Raw genomic sequence first — 15,476 nt, forward strand, 5'->3', positions numbered from 1 at the left:
TTTAGTAGGAGAAAAAATATGATTATAAAAGATGTAAATCTGGAAACCGTCTGCGGTATCACCAGTAAGCTGCCGGCAAATACACAGCCGGAATTCGCGTTTGCAGGCAAATCAAACGTCGGCAAATCGTCCCTGATCAATGCGCTGATGAACCGCCGATCCTATGCGAGAACATCCTCGCAGCCGGGCAAGACCCAGACGATCAATTTTTACCATATCAACGACGCGTTTTACTACGTCGATCTGCCGGGGTACGGCTACGCGCGCGCGAGCGTCGAGGTCAAGGCAAAGTGGGGCAAGATGATTGAGAATTATCTGCACAAATCGCAGATGCTTCGCTGCGTCTTCCTGCTGATTGATATCCGTCATGAGCCGTCTTCAAACGACAAACTCATGTACGACTGGATCGTTTCCCAGGGCTTCCAGCCGATCCTGATTGCGACCAAGGCTGACAAGATCAAGCGCAGTCAGCTCCAGAAACAGTTAAAGATTCTCAGAACAGGTCTGGGAGTCGGCACCGAAGTGATGATGATTCCGTTCTCCGCCGAGACAAAACAGGGCAGAGAAGAGATCTGGAACTATCTGGAGACGGAGATCTGGAAAGTGGAACATCCGGGGGAAGAGATGCCGGTGGAGAGTGCGGACGGCGAGAAATAGAATAGAGTTTTAGAAAAATTCGAAAAATAAACATATAAACTGCGGTATCTGACCGGATATCAGGCGGCGCCTATCCTTGCGGGCGATGTCAAATATCTGGGCTGGGTGGCGCAGTTTTTTACGTTAGGATTTTTTGAAAGAATAAAACATATATTTCTGGAAAACATAAGAATTGAGGAAAATAAATAGAAAGGAGCAGCCATGTTTGAAAATCGGACGGATCTGGCGTTAGAGGAGAGAGAAAGTTTTGAGGGGAATGGGGGCGAAATCGGCGGTGTGGCGCTGCGGGAATGGCGCTGTCATGGCAGTTCGATCCGAATGACGGAAGTCTCGATTTTGAACGAAAAAGGTGCGGAATCAATGGGAAAGCCGATGGGAACCTACCTGACGATGGAAGATCCGGGTCTGTCGGAGACAGAGGACGCATACTGTGAGGCGGCTGCCGGGGAGTTAGGACGGCAGCTGGCGTCCCTGATCCGGAAAAACTGTGCTTCAACCATGGCCGGACTTTCGATTCTGGTAGCGGGACTGGGAAACCGGCAGGTGACGCCGGATTCGCTGGGACCGCGCGTGGTGGATGGGCTTTCGATGAACCGCCATCTGCGGACGGAGCCAGGCAGAAGAAATGGCACATACCTCTATACGGCTGAGAAAGCGGGGCGGACGGTGCATCCGGTTCTTAGCGGTATCCATCCAGGGGTGATGGCACAGACAGGGATGGAGACGGCAGAAATTGTCCGCGGCGTCGTGCGGGAGAGCCGCCCGGATCTGGTGATCGCGGTCGACGCGCTGGCGGCGCGAAACGTCCACCGTCTGGCAAGCACCATTCAGCTGACGGATACAGGAATTCATCCGGGTTCCGGCGTCGGCAACCACCGCCGGGGAATGACGCGGGAAAATCTCGGCGTGCCGGTAATCGCGATCGGCGTTCCGACGGTTGTGGGCGCGGCGGCGATCGTTCACGGGACGGTCAATGCGTTAGTGCGGACACTAACCGCCTCAAAAGAGGGCAGCCGGTACGGTGAATACATCCGGGAATTGGATTCGGACAGCCAGTATGAGCTGATCCGGGAACTTCTGGAACCTGAATTTGGAGCGATGTTTGTGACCCCGCAGGATATGGACGAACGTATCTGCAAGCTGAGCGCAGCAATCGCCGAGGGGATCCGGCGGGCAGTGGAACGGCTGGAGGAAGAAAGATAACACTGAAAAAATGCCAGATTGAAAAACAGAACTAAACAGGAAACTACACTTTGCTAACCGCATAGGATAGAACAGGAAAGAAGGGAGATGAATGCGGTGCGGTGGTGGCAGAGGGCAGCCGGGCTCCTGATGGTTCTGTTTTTGCTGACAATCGGCTGGAAGATGCGTGCATTCATCTGGACAGCTGTGCAGAATGCGGTGGTAAGGTCCTGGTATCCGGTCTGGGGGACTAATTTGCGGGATATACCAGATTCGGAGGAGGGGAAAAGGCATAGACTTGCCGGGTGGAAGAAACAGACGCAGGGAGAAGCCGATCCGTCCTATTATAAATATCTGGAAGAACAGGAAGTCCGGCAGGAGTATACGGATTTCCTGGCACAGTTTTCCGGGAGTAGGCTGGTGGATGGAACTTTACTTGGAAAATGGAACGGGCTTGTTCATGGAAGTGGGAGACAGGGCGGCGGAGAGACAGACGAAGAGAGGCTGTATAGTGCTGGAAAGAATGGAGAAAAGACAGAGAGGGCAAATCCTGCCGCACTGGTGGACAGCCCGCGTTTGCGGAAAAAGCTGGAAGATTATGATTATCTGATCCAGCATTTTTTTACAATCCACCCGACGGCGTCGATTGACCGGAGCCTGATGAACGCAGAGACATTTTTGTCGATGGATCTGACAATCAGGAAGGACGAGGCGGACGGACCACAGATCTTGATTTATCATACCCATTCGCAGGAAAATTATAGAGATTATGCGGGAAGCGACGGAAAGGGCGCGGTGGTGTCTCTGGGGGAAGAGCTGGCAAAACGGCTGCGGGCGAAAGGGTATCAGGTCTGGCACGATACAACTGCCTATGATATGAAGTCGGGGCATCTCGACCGGAGCCGTGCCTATACATATGCCTGCGAGGGTGTCACGAACCTTTTGCAGAAGTATCCGTCGATTCAGGTGATTTTAGATGTGCACCGGGACGGTGTCAGCGAGCAGACGCATCTAGTCACGCAGATAGAAGGGAAACCAACGGCACAGATCATGTTTTTCAACGGTACCAGCGAGACGCCGGACGGACCGATCGAGTATCTGGCAAATCCCTGCCGGAAGGAAAATCTGGCGTTCAGTTTTCAGATGAAGTGGAATGCCGATCAGATATATCCTGGGTTTACGCGGACGATTTATTTAAAGGGGCTTCGTTACAATCTACATCTACGCCCGCGCTCGGCGTTGATCGAGGTCGGGGCACAGACGAATACATATGAAGAGGCGGTCAATGCGATGGATCCGCTGGCGCAGCTTCTGGATCAGGTGCTGATGGGCTAATGTCAAGGCTTTTTCTATTTCAGGACTTGCGGCGTACCTGAAAAAATGGTATATTCATTTAGATCAGGTGTTATTTATTATAAAAGATGATTTTAAATAAAAAATAAGATATCGCAGCAAACATTTTGCTGTCAAACAAAGTGATACAGAGAGAGGAATGAACGGATGGCAATTATAGATCAGAGCAAAATCAGAAATTTCTGCATCATTGCACATATCGATCACGGCAAATCAACGCTGGCAGATCGTATTATTGAGATGACGGGACTTTTAACGAGCCGTGAGATGCAGGCGCAGGTGCTTGATAACATGGATCTGGAGCGGGAGAGAGGTATTACCATCAAGTCGCAGGCAGTCCGCACGGTATATAAGGCGAAAGACGGTCAGGAGTACATTTTTAATCTAATCGACACGCCTGGACATGTGGACTTTAACTACGAGGTTTCCCGAAGCCTGGCGGCGTGCGACGGCGCGATTCTGGTTGTGGATGCGGCACAGGGAATCGAGGCGCAGACGCTGGCGAATGTATATCTGGCGCTGGATCATGATCTGGAGGTCATTCCGGTGTTAAATAAGATCGATCTGCCGAGTGCGGATCCGGAGCGCGTGGCAGCGGAGATCGAGGATGTGATCGGTCTGGAGGCGTCAGATGCACCGCGTATTTCTGCGAAGACCGGTTTAAATGTCGAGGCAGTTCTGGAGGAGATCGTGCAGAAGATCCCGGCACCGGCGGGCGATCCGGAGGCATCGCTGCAGGCGCTTATTTTCGACTCCCTGTATGATTCTTACAAGGGCGTTATCGTATTCTGCCGTGTGAAGAACGGTACGATCAAAAAAGGCACACGCATGAAAATGATGGCGACCGGAGCGGCTGCCGAGGTTGTGGAGGTTGGATATTTTGGCGCAGGTCAGTTTATTCCGTGCGAAGAGCTTTCAGCCGGTATGGTTGGCTATGTGACTGCCAGTATTAAAAATGTGCAGGATACCCGCGTGGGCGATACGATTACCGATCTGGACAACCCATGTGCAGAGCCGCTTCCGGGTTACAAGAAGGTAACGCCGATGGTATACTGCGGTCTTTATCCGGCGGATGGTGCGAAATATCCGGATCTGCGGGACGCGCTGGAAAAATTGCAGCTCAACGATGCAGCGCTCTATTTTGAACCAGAGACATCGGTAGCGCTGGGCTTTGGTTTCCGGTGTGGTTTCCTGGGGCTTCTCCATCTGGATATTATCCAGGAACGCCTGGAACGCGAGTACAATCTGGATCTTGTGACAACGGCGCCGGGCGTTGTATACCGGGTGCACAAGACGAACGGCGATATGATTGAGCTGACGAACCCGTCAAACCTGCCGGATCCGTCCGAGATTGCCTATATGGAAGAGCCGATCGTGTCGGCGGAGATCATGGTTACGACCGAGTTTGTCGGTGCGATCATGACGCTGTGCCAGGAGCGCCGCGGCGTTTACCTGGGAATGGAGTATATTGAGGCGAGCCGTGCGCTGCTGAAATATGAACTTCCGTTAAATGAGATTATTTATGATTTCTTCGATGCATTGAAATCGCGCTCCCGCGGTTACGCGTCGTTTGATTATGAGTTAAAGGGCTACGAGGAATCCAAGCTGGTAAAACTGGATATTCTCGTCAACCGCGAGGAAGTGGACGCGCTCTCTTTCATCGTATTCGAAGGTTCGGCATATGAGCGCGGCAGAAAAATGTGCGAGAAGCTCAAGGATGAGATTCCGCGTCATTTATTTGAGATTCCAATCCAGGCGGCGGTCGGTGGAAAGATCATTGCCCGCGAGACGGTCAAGGCAATGCGGAAGGACGTTCTGGCAAAATGCTACGGCGGCGATATTTCCCGAAAGAGAAAACTTCTGGAGAAGCAGAAGGAAGGAAAGAAACGTATGCGTCAGATCGGAAACGTAGAGATTCCGCAGAAGGCATTTATGAGCGTCCTGAAGCTGGACGAGGAATAATGGAATTATATATACACATCCCGTTCTGCGTCCGCAAATGCCGTTACTGTGATTTTCTTTCGTTTGCGTCCGATGCGTGCGTGCGGGAGAAATATGTGGATCAGCTGATCCGGGAGATTGAAAGCATTCCGGAAGAGGATGCAGGGCAGTGTCCTGAAAATGCGGCGCCGCGGCTAAACCTGACAGGGCGTACGGTGGAGACGATCTTTATCGGCGGCGGAACGCCGTCCCTGCTTCCACCATCGGCGGTTGAGCGGATTCTGGCAGCCGTCCGGCAGGTCTTTCGGGTAGAGCCGGATGCGGAGATCACGATGGAGGCGAATCCGGGGACATTGACGCCGGATTCGGCAGCCGGTTACCGGAATGCAGGGGTCAGCCGCCTGAGTCTGGGGCTGCAGTCGGCTTCGGAGGAGGAATTGCGGCTTTTAGGGCGGATTCATACGCGGGAGCAGTTTTTGCAGAGTTTTCGTGCTGCGCGGGACGCTGGATTTGACAATATCAATGTCGATCTGATGTCGGCGCTTCCGGGACAGTCGGAGGAGAGCTGGCAGGAGACTCTGCGGTTCGTCTGCGACCTTGAACCGGAACATATTTCCGCATACAGCCTGATTGTGGAAGAAGGCACGCCGTTATATGAAGAGTACGGGGAGATGTGCGCGGATCTGGAGAAATACGGCGATTACGCCTCTATGCCAAAGCGTTTACAGACGAAGTATGAAGGCTGCAAATGTCTGCCGGATGAGGAGACAGACCGGAATATGTACCACCACACGAAAACAACGCTGGCGAAGCTGGGCTATGAGCGGTATGAGATTTCCAATTATGCCAGACCGGGCTATGCCTGCCGCCACAACATCGGTTACTGGACCGGTGTGGAGTATCTGGGGCTTGGTCTGGGGGCATCCTCGCTGGTGGGCGGGAAACGCTTTCAGGTGACGGCGGATTTGAACCGTTATCTGGTGTTTACGAAAGAAGAGCTGGCAGCGGGCGCGCAGTATGAGGAAATACACGAACTGAGCCGTCAGGAGCGGATGGAAGAATTTATGTTTCTGGGGCTGCGGCTGACCGGCGGCGTCCGGACGGCAGAGTTTGAACGCCGGTTTGGCGTGGCGATGGAAGCGGTGTACGGCGAGGTGATCGAGCGGCTTTTGAAAGAAGGATTGTTGGAAGCATCGGTCCAGACAGATAGCCATATCCGCCTGACTGAATATGGCTTGGATGTCAGTACCTATGCACTGGCGGAGTTTTTGCAATAAGAATAGAAATGTATGCCCGGAGTGCTTTTTGATTTCTGTTTTGCGACGGCAGGAGGAATTTGGGCGTGCATGAAAATTTTGGAGGATGTAGCATGGATTGCACGATACTGCAGTTTATAATCGTCTGCCCGATGGTATTTCTGGCAGGCTTTGTGGATGCGATCGCAGGGGGAGGCGGATTGATTTCACTTCCGGCGTACCTGATCGCCGGGGTTCCGACCCATATGGCGCTCGGAACCAACAAAATGAGTTCCATGATGGGAACGGCAATCGCGACCGGGCGGTTTGCCAAAAACGGTTACATACAGTTTAAGAAGGTGGTCTGGTTTATCGTGGCGGCGCTGATCGGTTCTTCGATCGGTTCGAACCTGACTCTGTTAGTCAGCGATAAGATTTTACAGTATATGATGATCGTGATTCTTCCGATTGTTGCATTTTATGTTATGCGGAATAAGAAAATGGGCGATGATTCGCTGGCGGGCACCCTGCCGGAGCGGAAATCATTTCTGATTGCGCTGGCATCCGCGCTGATCATCGGTATTTATGATGGCTTTTACGGACCGGGAACCGGAACTTTCCTGCTGCTGGTGCTCACAGGAGCGGCGCGCTATACGATGAAAGAGGCGGCGGGTACGACAAAGGCGATCAATCTTTCGTCTAATGTGGCGGCGTTTGTCACATTTGTGATTCACGGCAAGATCATTTACACGCTGGGGCTGGCTGCGGCGATCTGCAGTATTTTAGGAAATTATATCGGTTCCGGCCTGGTAATGGGAAATGGACAGAAGATCGTGCGCCCGCTGATTCTAGTGGTGCTGGCGATCCTGTTTGTGAAGATTTTATCGGGAAATTAGAAAAGAAAATTAAAACGATTAGGCGGATTCATTCGTTTGACAGTTACTGTTCACGCATACGTGCCCAGTAACGGAATTTGCCGTGGCTTCGCATTTAAATACGGCAAATTCCTGCTGCCACCACGTTTTCTTACGGCACTTTCGGTTCCAAAAGTGCCTACCTGTGAACAGTAACGTTTGACACATTTACAGTGAAAATGATGCAAAAATAGCTGCGTGATGAAACGTGAATATTTGGCTGATAAGTCGTTTCAATAAAGAGAGGTAACGAACATGAAATGGAAGAAATTTACGCTGACGACCACCACAGAGGCGGTGGATCTCATCAGCTACACATTGGATGAGCTCGGCATCGAGGGTATTGAGATTGAGGACAATATCCCGCTGACCGAGAAAGAGACGAAGGGAATGTTCATCGACATTCTGCCGGAGCTTCCGCCGGATGAGGGCGTGGCGAAGGTAAGTTTTTATCTCGATGAGGATGATGATATCCCGGCGATGATGGCGAAAGTCAAAGAGGCGCTGGAAGAATTGAAGCCGTTTACCGATCTGGGCGCCTGCACGTTTGCAGAATCCGAGACGGAGGATAAGGACTGGATCAACAACTGGAAACAGTATTTCAAACCGTTTACGGTCGATCACATCCTCATCAAGCCGACCTGGGAGACAGTGCCGGAGGAGCATAAGGACAAGCTGCTGATTCAGATCGATCCGGGTACAGCGTTTGGTACGGGCATGCATGAGACAACGCAGCTTTGCATCCGCCAGCTCGAGAAATACGTGACACCGGATTCAGAGGTGCTTGATGTCGGAACCGGAAGCGGTATCTTAGGCATCACGGCGTTAAAACTGGGCGCAAAACACGTATTTGGAACGGATCTGGATGAAAATGCGATCACAGCCGTTGGCGAGAATCTGGAAGCAAACGGAATCGCACCGGAGCAGTTCAAGGTCGTACAGGGCAACATCATCGACGATAAAGCAGTGCAGGACGAGGTAAAATACGAGTATTACGACATTGCGGTTGCCAACATCCTGGCAGACGTTATCATCATGCTGCAGAAAGAGATCCCGGTTCATATTAAGAAAAATGGTATCTTCATCACATCGGGTATCATTGATATGAAGGAAGAGGCAGTCAAGGCGGCATTTGAGGCGAACGATGCCTTTGAGATTGTAGAGATTACTCATCAGGGCGAGTGGGTTTCTGTCACAGCGAGGAAGAAATAATCATGTACCATTTTTTTGTGGAACCGCACCAGATCGGGGCGGAAGAAATCCGGATTGAGGGCGCGGATGTCAACCATATCCGCAATGTTCTGCGGATGAAGCCGGGCGAGGAGATCCTGATCAGCAGCCGTGAGGGCGGCGACTATTTCTGCCGCGTGGAAGAACTGGAACCAGAGTATGTTTCGGCAAAGATTCTGGAAGAATGGGAAAACAAAGAGCTTCCGGCGCGGATTCACCTGTTCCAGGGGCTTCCGAAGGGCGATAAGATGGAACTGATCATCCAGAAGGCGGTGGAGCTGGGGGCATACCGGGTGGTTCCGGTCAGCATGAAGCGCTCGGTTGTCAAGCTGGATGCGAAAAAAGCGGACGCGAAGAGAAAACGCTGGAATGCGGTTTCTGAGAGCGCCGCGAAGCAGTCCAAGCGCAGCCTTATCCCGGAGGTGGCGCCGCTTATGACCTACAAAGAGGCGGTCAAAGAGGCAGCCGGGTACGATATGGTTCTTCTGCCATATGAGTCGGCGGACGGCATCCGGAAAACGAGGGAACTGCTGGCGTCGGTCAAGCCGGGGACGGATATCGCCGTTTTCATCGGTCCGGAGGGCGGTTTTGAGGACGAAGAAGTCGAGCTGGCCAGGGAAAACGGGGCGGAGATTGTAACGCTTGGAAAGAGAATTTTGCGGACGGAGACGGCAGGCTTGTGTATGCTGTCGGCACTGATGCTGCAGTTGGAAGTGTAATTGGAAAATTACAAAGGAGATAGAGATAAAAATGGAAGCCTATTTTGATAATTCAGCGACCACCAAGGTGCTGGACTGCGTAAAGGATGCGGTCGTTGATGCAATGTGCGTCAACTACGGAAACGCGGCGGCGAAGCACAGAAAAGGTGTGGAAGCAGAAAATTTGATTCGCGAGGCAAAGAAGGCGATCGCGGATACACTGAAAGTGCAGGAGAAGGAGATTCTCTTTACTTCCGGCGGAACAGAATCGAACAATACGGCGCTGATCGGCACGGCGCTGGCAAACCGCAGAGCCGGAAAACACCTTATCACGACCGGTGTGGAACATCCGTCGATCTACAATACGATGTCATTTCTGGAGGAGATGGGCTTTGAGGTGACCTATCTTCCGGTCGATCATCTGGGGCATATTTCTCTGGAGGATCTGGAAAAAGCTATCCGCGAGGACACGATCCTGGTGTCTGTGATGTACGTCAATAACGAGGTCGGAGCAGTAGAGCCGATCGAGGCGATCAGCCAGTGCATCAAGAAGAAAAATCCGAAGACATTGTTCCATGTCGATGCGATCCAGGCATATGGAAAATATAAGATCCGTCCGAAAAAACAGGGAATTGACCTGCTTTCCGTCAGCGGACACAAGATCCATGCGCCGAAGGGCGTCGGATTCCTCTATATCCGCGATGGTGTCAAGATCCGCCCGATTCTGTTTGGCGGCGGGCAGCAGAAGGGCATGCGTTCCGGTACGGAAAATGTGCCGGGGTGTGTCGGACTCGGCGTGGCAGCACGCGAGGCGTACAAAGATTTTGATGCACGCATCGAAAAGCTGTATACACTCCGGGAGCACCTGATTGCGGGGTTGAAACCGCTCGGCGGCGTCACCATCAACGGCAGTGAGGACCGCACCAACGCGCCGCAGATCGTCAGCGCCAGCTTTGAGGGCGTCCGCAGCGAGGTACTTCTCCATGCGCTGGAGGACAAAGGGGTTTATGTATCGTCCGGTTCCGCCTGCTCGTCCAATCATCCGGGCATCAGCGGTACTTTAAAGGGAATCGGCGTGAAAAAAGAACTTCTCGATTCGACGATCCGGTTCAGTCTGGGTGATCTGAATACCGAGGAAGAAGTAGACTATGCGATCGGCGTTCTGGGAGAACTGCTTCCGGTACTGCGCCGTTACCAGATGAAATAAAATGGCTGTTTAAAGAATGGCTGTTCAGTTTTTTGCGGGAAAGCAGAAGAATGACAGCCTGTTGTAGAAAGGGAATTCCATGTTTCATACATTTTTGATTAAATATGCGGAGATTGGCCTGAAAGGTAAAAACCGCTATGTATTCGAGGACGCGCTGGTGTCCCACATCCATCACTCGTTAAAGCGTCTTGATGGAAAATTTACCGTAACCAAGGAGGCAGGGCGTATCTATGCGACCGCAGCGGAAGAATTTGATTACGATGAGGTCATCGACGCACTGAAAAAGGTATTCGGTATTGCGGCGATCTGTCCGATGGTCCAGTTAGAGGACAACGGCTATGACGACCTGAAAGCGAAGATTGTTGAGTATGTGGACAAAGCATACCCAGATAAACACTTTACGTTCAAGGTAAACACCCGCCGTGCCAACAAACAGTATCCGCATACCTCCGAGGAAGTCAACCGCGATCTCGGTGAGGTCATCCTGGACGCATTCCCGGAGACGAAGGTAGACGTACACAATCCGGATGTTCTTTTAAATGTGGAACTGCGTGCAAAACGTATCAACGTATATTCTCTGGTGATTCCGGGACCGGGCGGTATGCCGGTCGGAACCAATGGACGCGCGATGCTGCTTTTATCCGGCGGTATCGACAGCCCGGTGGCAGGATACATGATCGCAAAACGCGGCGTTACCATCGAGGCAACCTATTTCCATGCGCCGCCATACACCAGCGACCGTGCAAAACAGAAAGTAGTCGATCTGGCAAAACAGGTAGCAAAATACGCAGGTCCGATTAAATTAAACGTAGTCAATTTCACAGATATCCAGCTCTACATCTACGAGCAGTGCCCGCATGAGGAGCTGACGATTATCATGCGCCGTTACATGATGAAGATCGCGGAAGAGCTGGCGAAGAAAGACGACTGTCTCGGACTCATCACCGGCGAGAGCATTGGTCAGGTAGCATCCCAGACGGTTCATTCCCTGGCGGTTACCAATGCAGTCTGCACACTTCCGGTCTTCCGCCCGCTGATCGGTTTCGACAAACAGGATATCGTCGATATTTCCCTGAAAATCGGTACCTACGAGACATCGATCGAGCCGTATGAAGATTGCTGCACCATCTTCGTAGCCAAACACCCGGTTACCAAGCCGGTCCTGCACCTGATTGAAAAATCCGAGCGCAATCTGGAAGAGAAGATAGATGCGCTGGTAAAAGAGGCGATTGATACGGTTGAGGTTATCCGGTGCTAGTCATATATAAAAAAGAATGTGCCTTGGCACATTCGGGCGTCTCGCGCGGTCGCTTGCGACATGTTTTTGCTTCGCGCGAGTGCGCATCCTCGCGGAGAGTTTTTTTCATAGGACGCAGTTCTCTATGAAAAAAAGAACCGCTGCAAAGCGAGTTGCTTAACAGCGGTTTTTTTCGTTTCAAACAGAACCATCTCGATCGTTCTAATGGTTGCTATACAATGTACGGAGCCAGTGTCGTTAAGATCTCATCGATCTGGTTCTCAGAATGGATGTTTAAATCGATCGGTTTGGACAGATCCAGACTGAAGATACCCATGATGGATTTAGCGTCAATCACATAACGTCCGGAAACAAGGTCAAAATCTACGTCGAACTTCGCTAAGTCGTTGACGAAGGATTTAACTTTATCGATCGAGTTTAAAGAAATACGAACTGTTTTCATGAAAAAAACCTCCTCTATCTACAATAATACTTTTATACTACAAAGTAATCTGACAAAAGTCAAGAGAGGATTCAATTTAAAGGAGATAAAAATGAGAAAAGCGGCATTCCACAATCTGGGCTGCAAGGTGAACTCATATGAGACGGAAGCCATGCAGCAGCTCTTAGAGGATGCAGGATATGAGATTGTGCCGTTCCAGGAAGGAGCGGATGTTTATATTATCAACACGTGTTCCGTGACGAATGTTGCCGACCGGAAATCGCGTCAGATGCTGCACCGGGCAAAGAAAATGAACCCGTCGGCGGCTGTTGTGGCGGTCGGCTGTTATGTGCAGGCAGCAGGCGCGGAGCTGAAAAAAGATGAGGCGGTCGATCTGATCGTCGGCAATAACCAGAAAAAAGATCTGGTACAGATCCTGGATGATTATTTTGCAGATCACGAAAACAGCGGTGAGATTCTGGATATCGGACATTCACAGGAATACGAAGAACTCCATATCCGCCGGATTGCTGACCATACGCGTGCCTTTATCAAGGTACAGGACGGCTGCAACCAGTTTTGCAGCTATTGTATTATACCATATACGAGAGGACGCGTCCGCAGCCGCCGCCCGGAGGACATCGAGCACGAGGTGCGCGGGATTGCGGAAGCCGGATACAAGGAAATTGTCTTGACAGGTATCCATTTAAGCTCCTATGGTGTCGATTTCAAGGATGAGCAGCAAGAAAATCTGCTGACTTTAATCAAACGTCTCGACCAGATTCCGGGCATTGAGCGCCTGCGCCTCGGTTCTCTTGAACCACGTATCGTAACACGCGAATTTGCCAAAGAGCTGGCGAGGCTGCGGACCATCTGCCCGCACTTCCATCTGTCACTCCAGAGTGGCTGTGACGCGACTTTAAAGCGCATGAACCGCCGCTACAACGCTGCCGAATATCAGGCGTGCTGTGAAATTCTACGGGAAGAATTTGACAATCCGGCGATCACGACCGATGTCATCGTAGGATTCCCGGGCGAGACCGAAGAAGAATTTGCCGAAACAGAACGCTTCTTAAAAGCGATCCATTTCTATGAAATGCATATATTCAAATACTCCCGCCGCGCAGGCACCCGCGCCGCCGATATGCCGGATCAGGTACCAGAAGGAACCAAATCCGTCCGCAGCGATATCCTGCTGGCACTGGAAAAACAGCAGTCCTTAGAATACCGCGGGCGCTTCCTCGGAACCGAAGAAGAAATCCTTCTCGAAGAACCAATCGAGATTGACGGAACCAAATACATGATGGGACACACCCGCCAGTATGTCAAAGGTGCCGTGCCATACGAAGAAGGATTGAAAAATAAGACGGTGAAGGGAATCTTCACGAAGGCACTGAATGAAGAGGTGCTTTTACTGGAAAAAGAATAAAAGACAGAAAACGAAAAAACCAATGATACCCCCAAGATGGGATTCATTGGTTTTTTACATACATATAAAATTAAAAAAATGACACAAATAGAATATATCGGCTTAACAAATTAATCGGTAAGCAATCAATGAACCCCAACGAGATCCTTAATAACTTCCCCAGCAATAATCAGTCCCACTACTGACGGTACAAAAGAGATACTCCCCGGAATCTGCCGTCTGGCGGTACAGCTGCGTGCGGTTCCCGGCGGGCAGACACAGTGGGAACTGCAGGAGATAGCCGTATCATCCACCGGCGTCAGTGGTTTTTCTTTCGAATAAACCACTTTCAGCTTCTTGATCCCGCGTTTTTTCAGCTCCCGCCGCATGACCTTCGCGAGAGGACAAACAGAGGTTTTATTAATATCGGTCACCTCAAAAGCGGTCGGATCCAGTTTGTTTCCGGCGCCCATCGAGCTGATGATCGGCGTGTGGGTTTCTTCCGCCTGTTCCACCAGAAGCAGCTTTCCCGTCACGGTGTCGATTGCGTCGATCACGTAGTCATACTGGGAAAAATCAAATTCCTTCGCGGTATCCGGCATGTAGAATGTCTTGTAGGTGTGGACAACCGCATGTGGGTTGATGGATTTGATGCGTTCCTCAGCGACATCAACCTTGTACTTTCCGATGGTGGAGGTGGTTGCGATGATCTGGCGGTTGATGTTGGTTAAGCAGACCTTGTCATCGTCGATGAGATCAAGCGTGCCGACACCGCTGCGCGCGAGTGCCTCCACCGCATAGCCGCCGACTCCGCCGATGCCGAAGATGGCAACGCGTGCTTTTGATAAACGCTCCATGGCATCCCTGCCGAGGAGAAGTTCCGTTCGTGAAAATGAATTTAACATATGATACTCCCTTATAATATATTCTGTCAGCAGTTTCTTTGTGTAATAGGAAATTACTTGGAATTCCCGATTACACAAAAAGGCACATTCTTTTTTATTTGCTGTATTACCCTTATATGAAATATTCGATCGTAGCTTCCTCCGTCAGCACCGTATTCCGGTTAAACAGAAGCACAGCCTCGCGTCCTGCCATTTCGCCCAGCGCGTAGAGCTCCATCGATTCCCGGTTAAAATAGGAAAATGGCACGGATCGGTTCCATGAAAATGGGTGGTCGGTCACAAGAAGCGCCTCTTTCTCGTCTGGTTTTGTAAATGGAACCGTCTGGTAATACGGATCAAAGAGCAGGATCTGTCCATCTTTGACACCGGTAAACAGCACATAATGCGCTACCTCATAGTAAAGGCGCACGACAACCGCGCCGCCCCGGTGCAGGGCGTCGAGAAGCAGGCTGTTGTCCCCGACATAGACATCCGAACCGCGCAGATAGCGGCTGGATATGGGAAGTTTTCCGATATCGCCGAGTCCCTGCAGCCAGTTGCTCAAAAACATCATCGCCGTGCAGGAGGTGCCGCTCTTTCCAGCCGAGCCCTCCGGACCGTAGCAGTCGAGGCAGTAGAGCATGATATTTCGAAGAATCTCCGGCGGAATTTCCTCGCGCTCAAACAAAAAGCTGATCGCGTTTAAGAGGGAGGTCGGACCGCAGTCGTATTCCGATAATTGGTAGTGAAGTGGATTTTTCATGGTTTAAATCCTTTCATCTGCGGCAATCATCTTGTGTGCCGCTGTTTTCTTGTTCCGTAAAATAAAATGTGCTATACTAAATAGCAACAGGTTCTGTTATGATAACGATGAAAGTGCCAAATCGTTACCGGAAAATCAGCAAAAAACGCTTTAACCACGCTGGAAAAGCGTTTTTTACCCATCAGTTCGGTATTTTATTGTAAAGGTGCAGTCTGCGTTTGTCAAGAAAGACGTGAAGAAATGTTCACATATACGGAACAGGCAGATACAGTTCACGGGTAGGCACTTTTGGAACCGAAAGTGCCGTAAGAAAACGTGGTGGCAG

14 protein-coding genes are annotated in these 15,476 nt (G+C 51.1%); 11 read left to right on the plus strand and 3 right to left on the minus strand.

Annotation, left to right across the window (positions count from 1 at the left end; genetic code table 11):
* The first annotated feature begins 18 nt into the window (after nt 1-18).
* From yihA to thiI, 10 genes are all read left to right on the plus strand, one after another.
* On the plus strand, nt 19-657 hold the full coding sequence (gene yihA / locus PUQ60_RS06040; protein ID WP_022359223.1) for a ribosome biogenesis GTP-binding protein YihA/YsxC: 639 nt from the start codon (nt 19-21) through the stop codon (nt 655-657).
* Nucleotides 658-858: 201 nt separating this feature from the next.
* Nucleotides 859-1,860, plus strand: coding sequence for a GPR endopeptidase (gene gpr / locus PUQ60_RS06045; RefSeq protein WP_022359222.1), 1,002 nt, complete (start codon nt 859-861; stop codon nt 1,858-1,860).
* An 87-nt stretch (nt 1,861-1,947) separates the two neighbouring features.
* Nucleotides 1,948-3,174: a stage II sporulation protein P gene (spoIIP, locus tag PUQ60_RS06050; RefSeq protein WP_273380678.1), complete on the plus strand. Its 1,227-nt coding sequence runs from the start codon at nt 1,948-1,950 to the stop codon at nt 3,172-3,174.
* Nucleotides 3,175-3,339: 165 nt separating this feature from the next.
* Complete coding sequence (gene lepA / locus PUQ60_RS06055; protein ID WP_022359720.1) at nt 3,340-5,154, plus strand: translation elongation factor 4; 1,815 nt, start codon at nt 3,340-3,342, stop codon at nt 5,152-5,154.
* Entirely contained in the window at nt 5,154-6,410 is a 1,257-nt protein-coding gene (hemW, locus tag PUQ60_RS06060) for a radical SAM family heme chaperone HemW (protein WP_273380681.1), read from the plus strand. Before lepA ends, hemW begins: the two co-directional genes overlap by 1 nt.
* A gap of 92 nt (nt 6,411-6,502) precedes the next feature.
* The gene (locus tag PUQ60_RS06065; RefSeq protein ID WP_022359721.1) at nt 6,503-7,264 is read left to right on the plus strand and encodes a TSUP family transporter; all 762 of its coding nucleotides are present in this window, start codon (nt 6,503-6,505) and stop codon (nt 7,262-7,264) included.
* Nucleotides 7,265-7,537: 273 nt separating this feature from the next.
* Nucleotides 7,538-8,494: a 50S ribosomal protein L11 methyltransferase gene (gene prmA / locus PUQ60_RS06070; protein WP_107001601.1), complete on the plus strand. Its 957-nt coding sequence runs from the start codon at nt 7,538-7,540 to the stop codon at nt 8,492-8,494.
* Between the two features lie 2 nt (nt 8,495-8,496).
* A complete protein-coding gene (locus PUQ60_RS06075) occupies nt 8,497-9,231 on the plus strand; it encodes a 16S rRNA (uracil(1498)-N(3))-methyltransferase (protein ID WP_117795082.1) in 735 nt (244 codons plus the stop codon).
* Nucleotides 9,232-9,262: 31 nt separating this feature from the next.
* Entirely contained in the window at nt 9,263-10,417 is a 1,155-nt protein-coding gene (locus PUQ60_RS06080) for a cysteine desulfurase family protein (protein WP_117795084.1), read from the plus strand.
* A gap of 79 nt (nt 10,418-10,496) precedes the next feature.
* On the plus strand, nt 10,497-11,675 hold the full coding sequence (thiI, locus tag PUQ60_RS06085) for a tRNA uracil 4-sulfurtransferase ThiI (RefSeq protein ID WP_117795086.1): 1,179 nt from the start codon (nt 10,497-10,499) through the stop codon (nt 11,673-11,675).
* A gap of 211 nt (nt 11,676-11,886) precedes the next feature.
* Here the strand turns inward: thiI and PUQ60_RS06090 are convergent, their stop codons facing one another.
* Entirely contained in the window at nt 11,887-12,117 is a 231-nt protein-coding gene (locus PUQ60_RS06090) for an HPr family phosphocarrier protein (protein ID WP_022359725.1), read from the minus strand.
* Between the two features lie 91 nt (nt 12,118-12,208).
* Here PUQ60_RS06090 and mtaB point away from each other — a divergent pair, with 91 nt between their 5' ends.
* Nucleotides 12,209-13,525 carry a tRNA (N(6)-L-threonylcarbamoyladenosine(37)-C(2))-methylthiotransferase MtaB gene (gene mtaB / locus PUQ60_RS06095; RefSeq protein ID WP_273380382.1) on the plus strand — a complete coding sequence of 439 codons (1,317 nt, stop codon included), beginning with the start codon at nt 12,209-12,211 and terminating at the stop codon, nt 13,523-13,525.
* Between the two features lie 125 nt (nt 13,526-13,650).
* On the opposite strand, the gene PUQ60_RS06100 is transcribed toward mtaB, so the two are convergent.
* Both PUQ60_RS06100 and PUQ60_RS06105 read right to left on the minus strand, forming a co-directional pair.
* The gene (locus PUQ60_RS06100; RefSeq protein WP_273380381.1) at nt 13,651-14,409 is read right to left on the minus strand and encodes a tRNA threonylcarbamoyladenosine dehydratase; all 759 of its coding nucleotides are present in this window, start codon (nt 14,407-14,409) and stop codon (nt 13,651-13,653) included.
* A 112-nt stretch (nt 14,410-14,521) separates the two neighbouring features.
* Nucleotides 14,522-15,151 (minus strand): peptidase C39, encoded by a 630-nt coding sequence (locus tag PUQ60_RS06105; protein WP_273380379.1) that lies wholly within the window; start codon nt 15,149-15,151, stop codon nt 14,522-14,524.
* Nucleotides 15,152-15,476: the final 325 nt, after the last annotated feature.

The organism is Clostridium sp. AF02-29 (genome assembly GCF_934835585.1).
Lineage (GTDB): Bacteria > Bacillota > Clostridia > Lachnospirales > Lachnospiraceae > Otoolea > Otoolea fessa.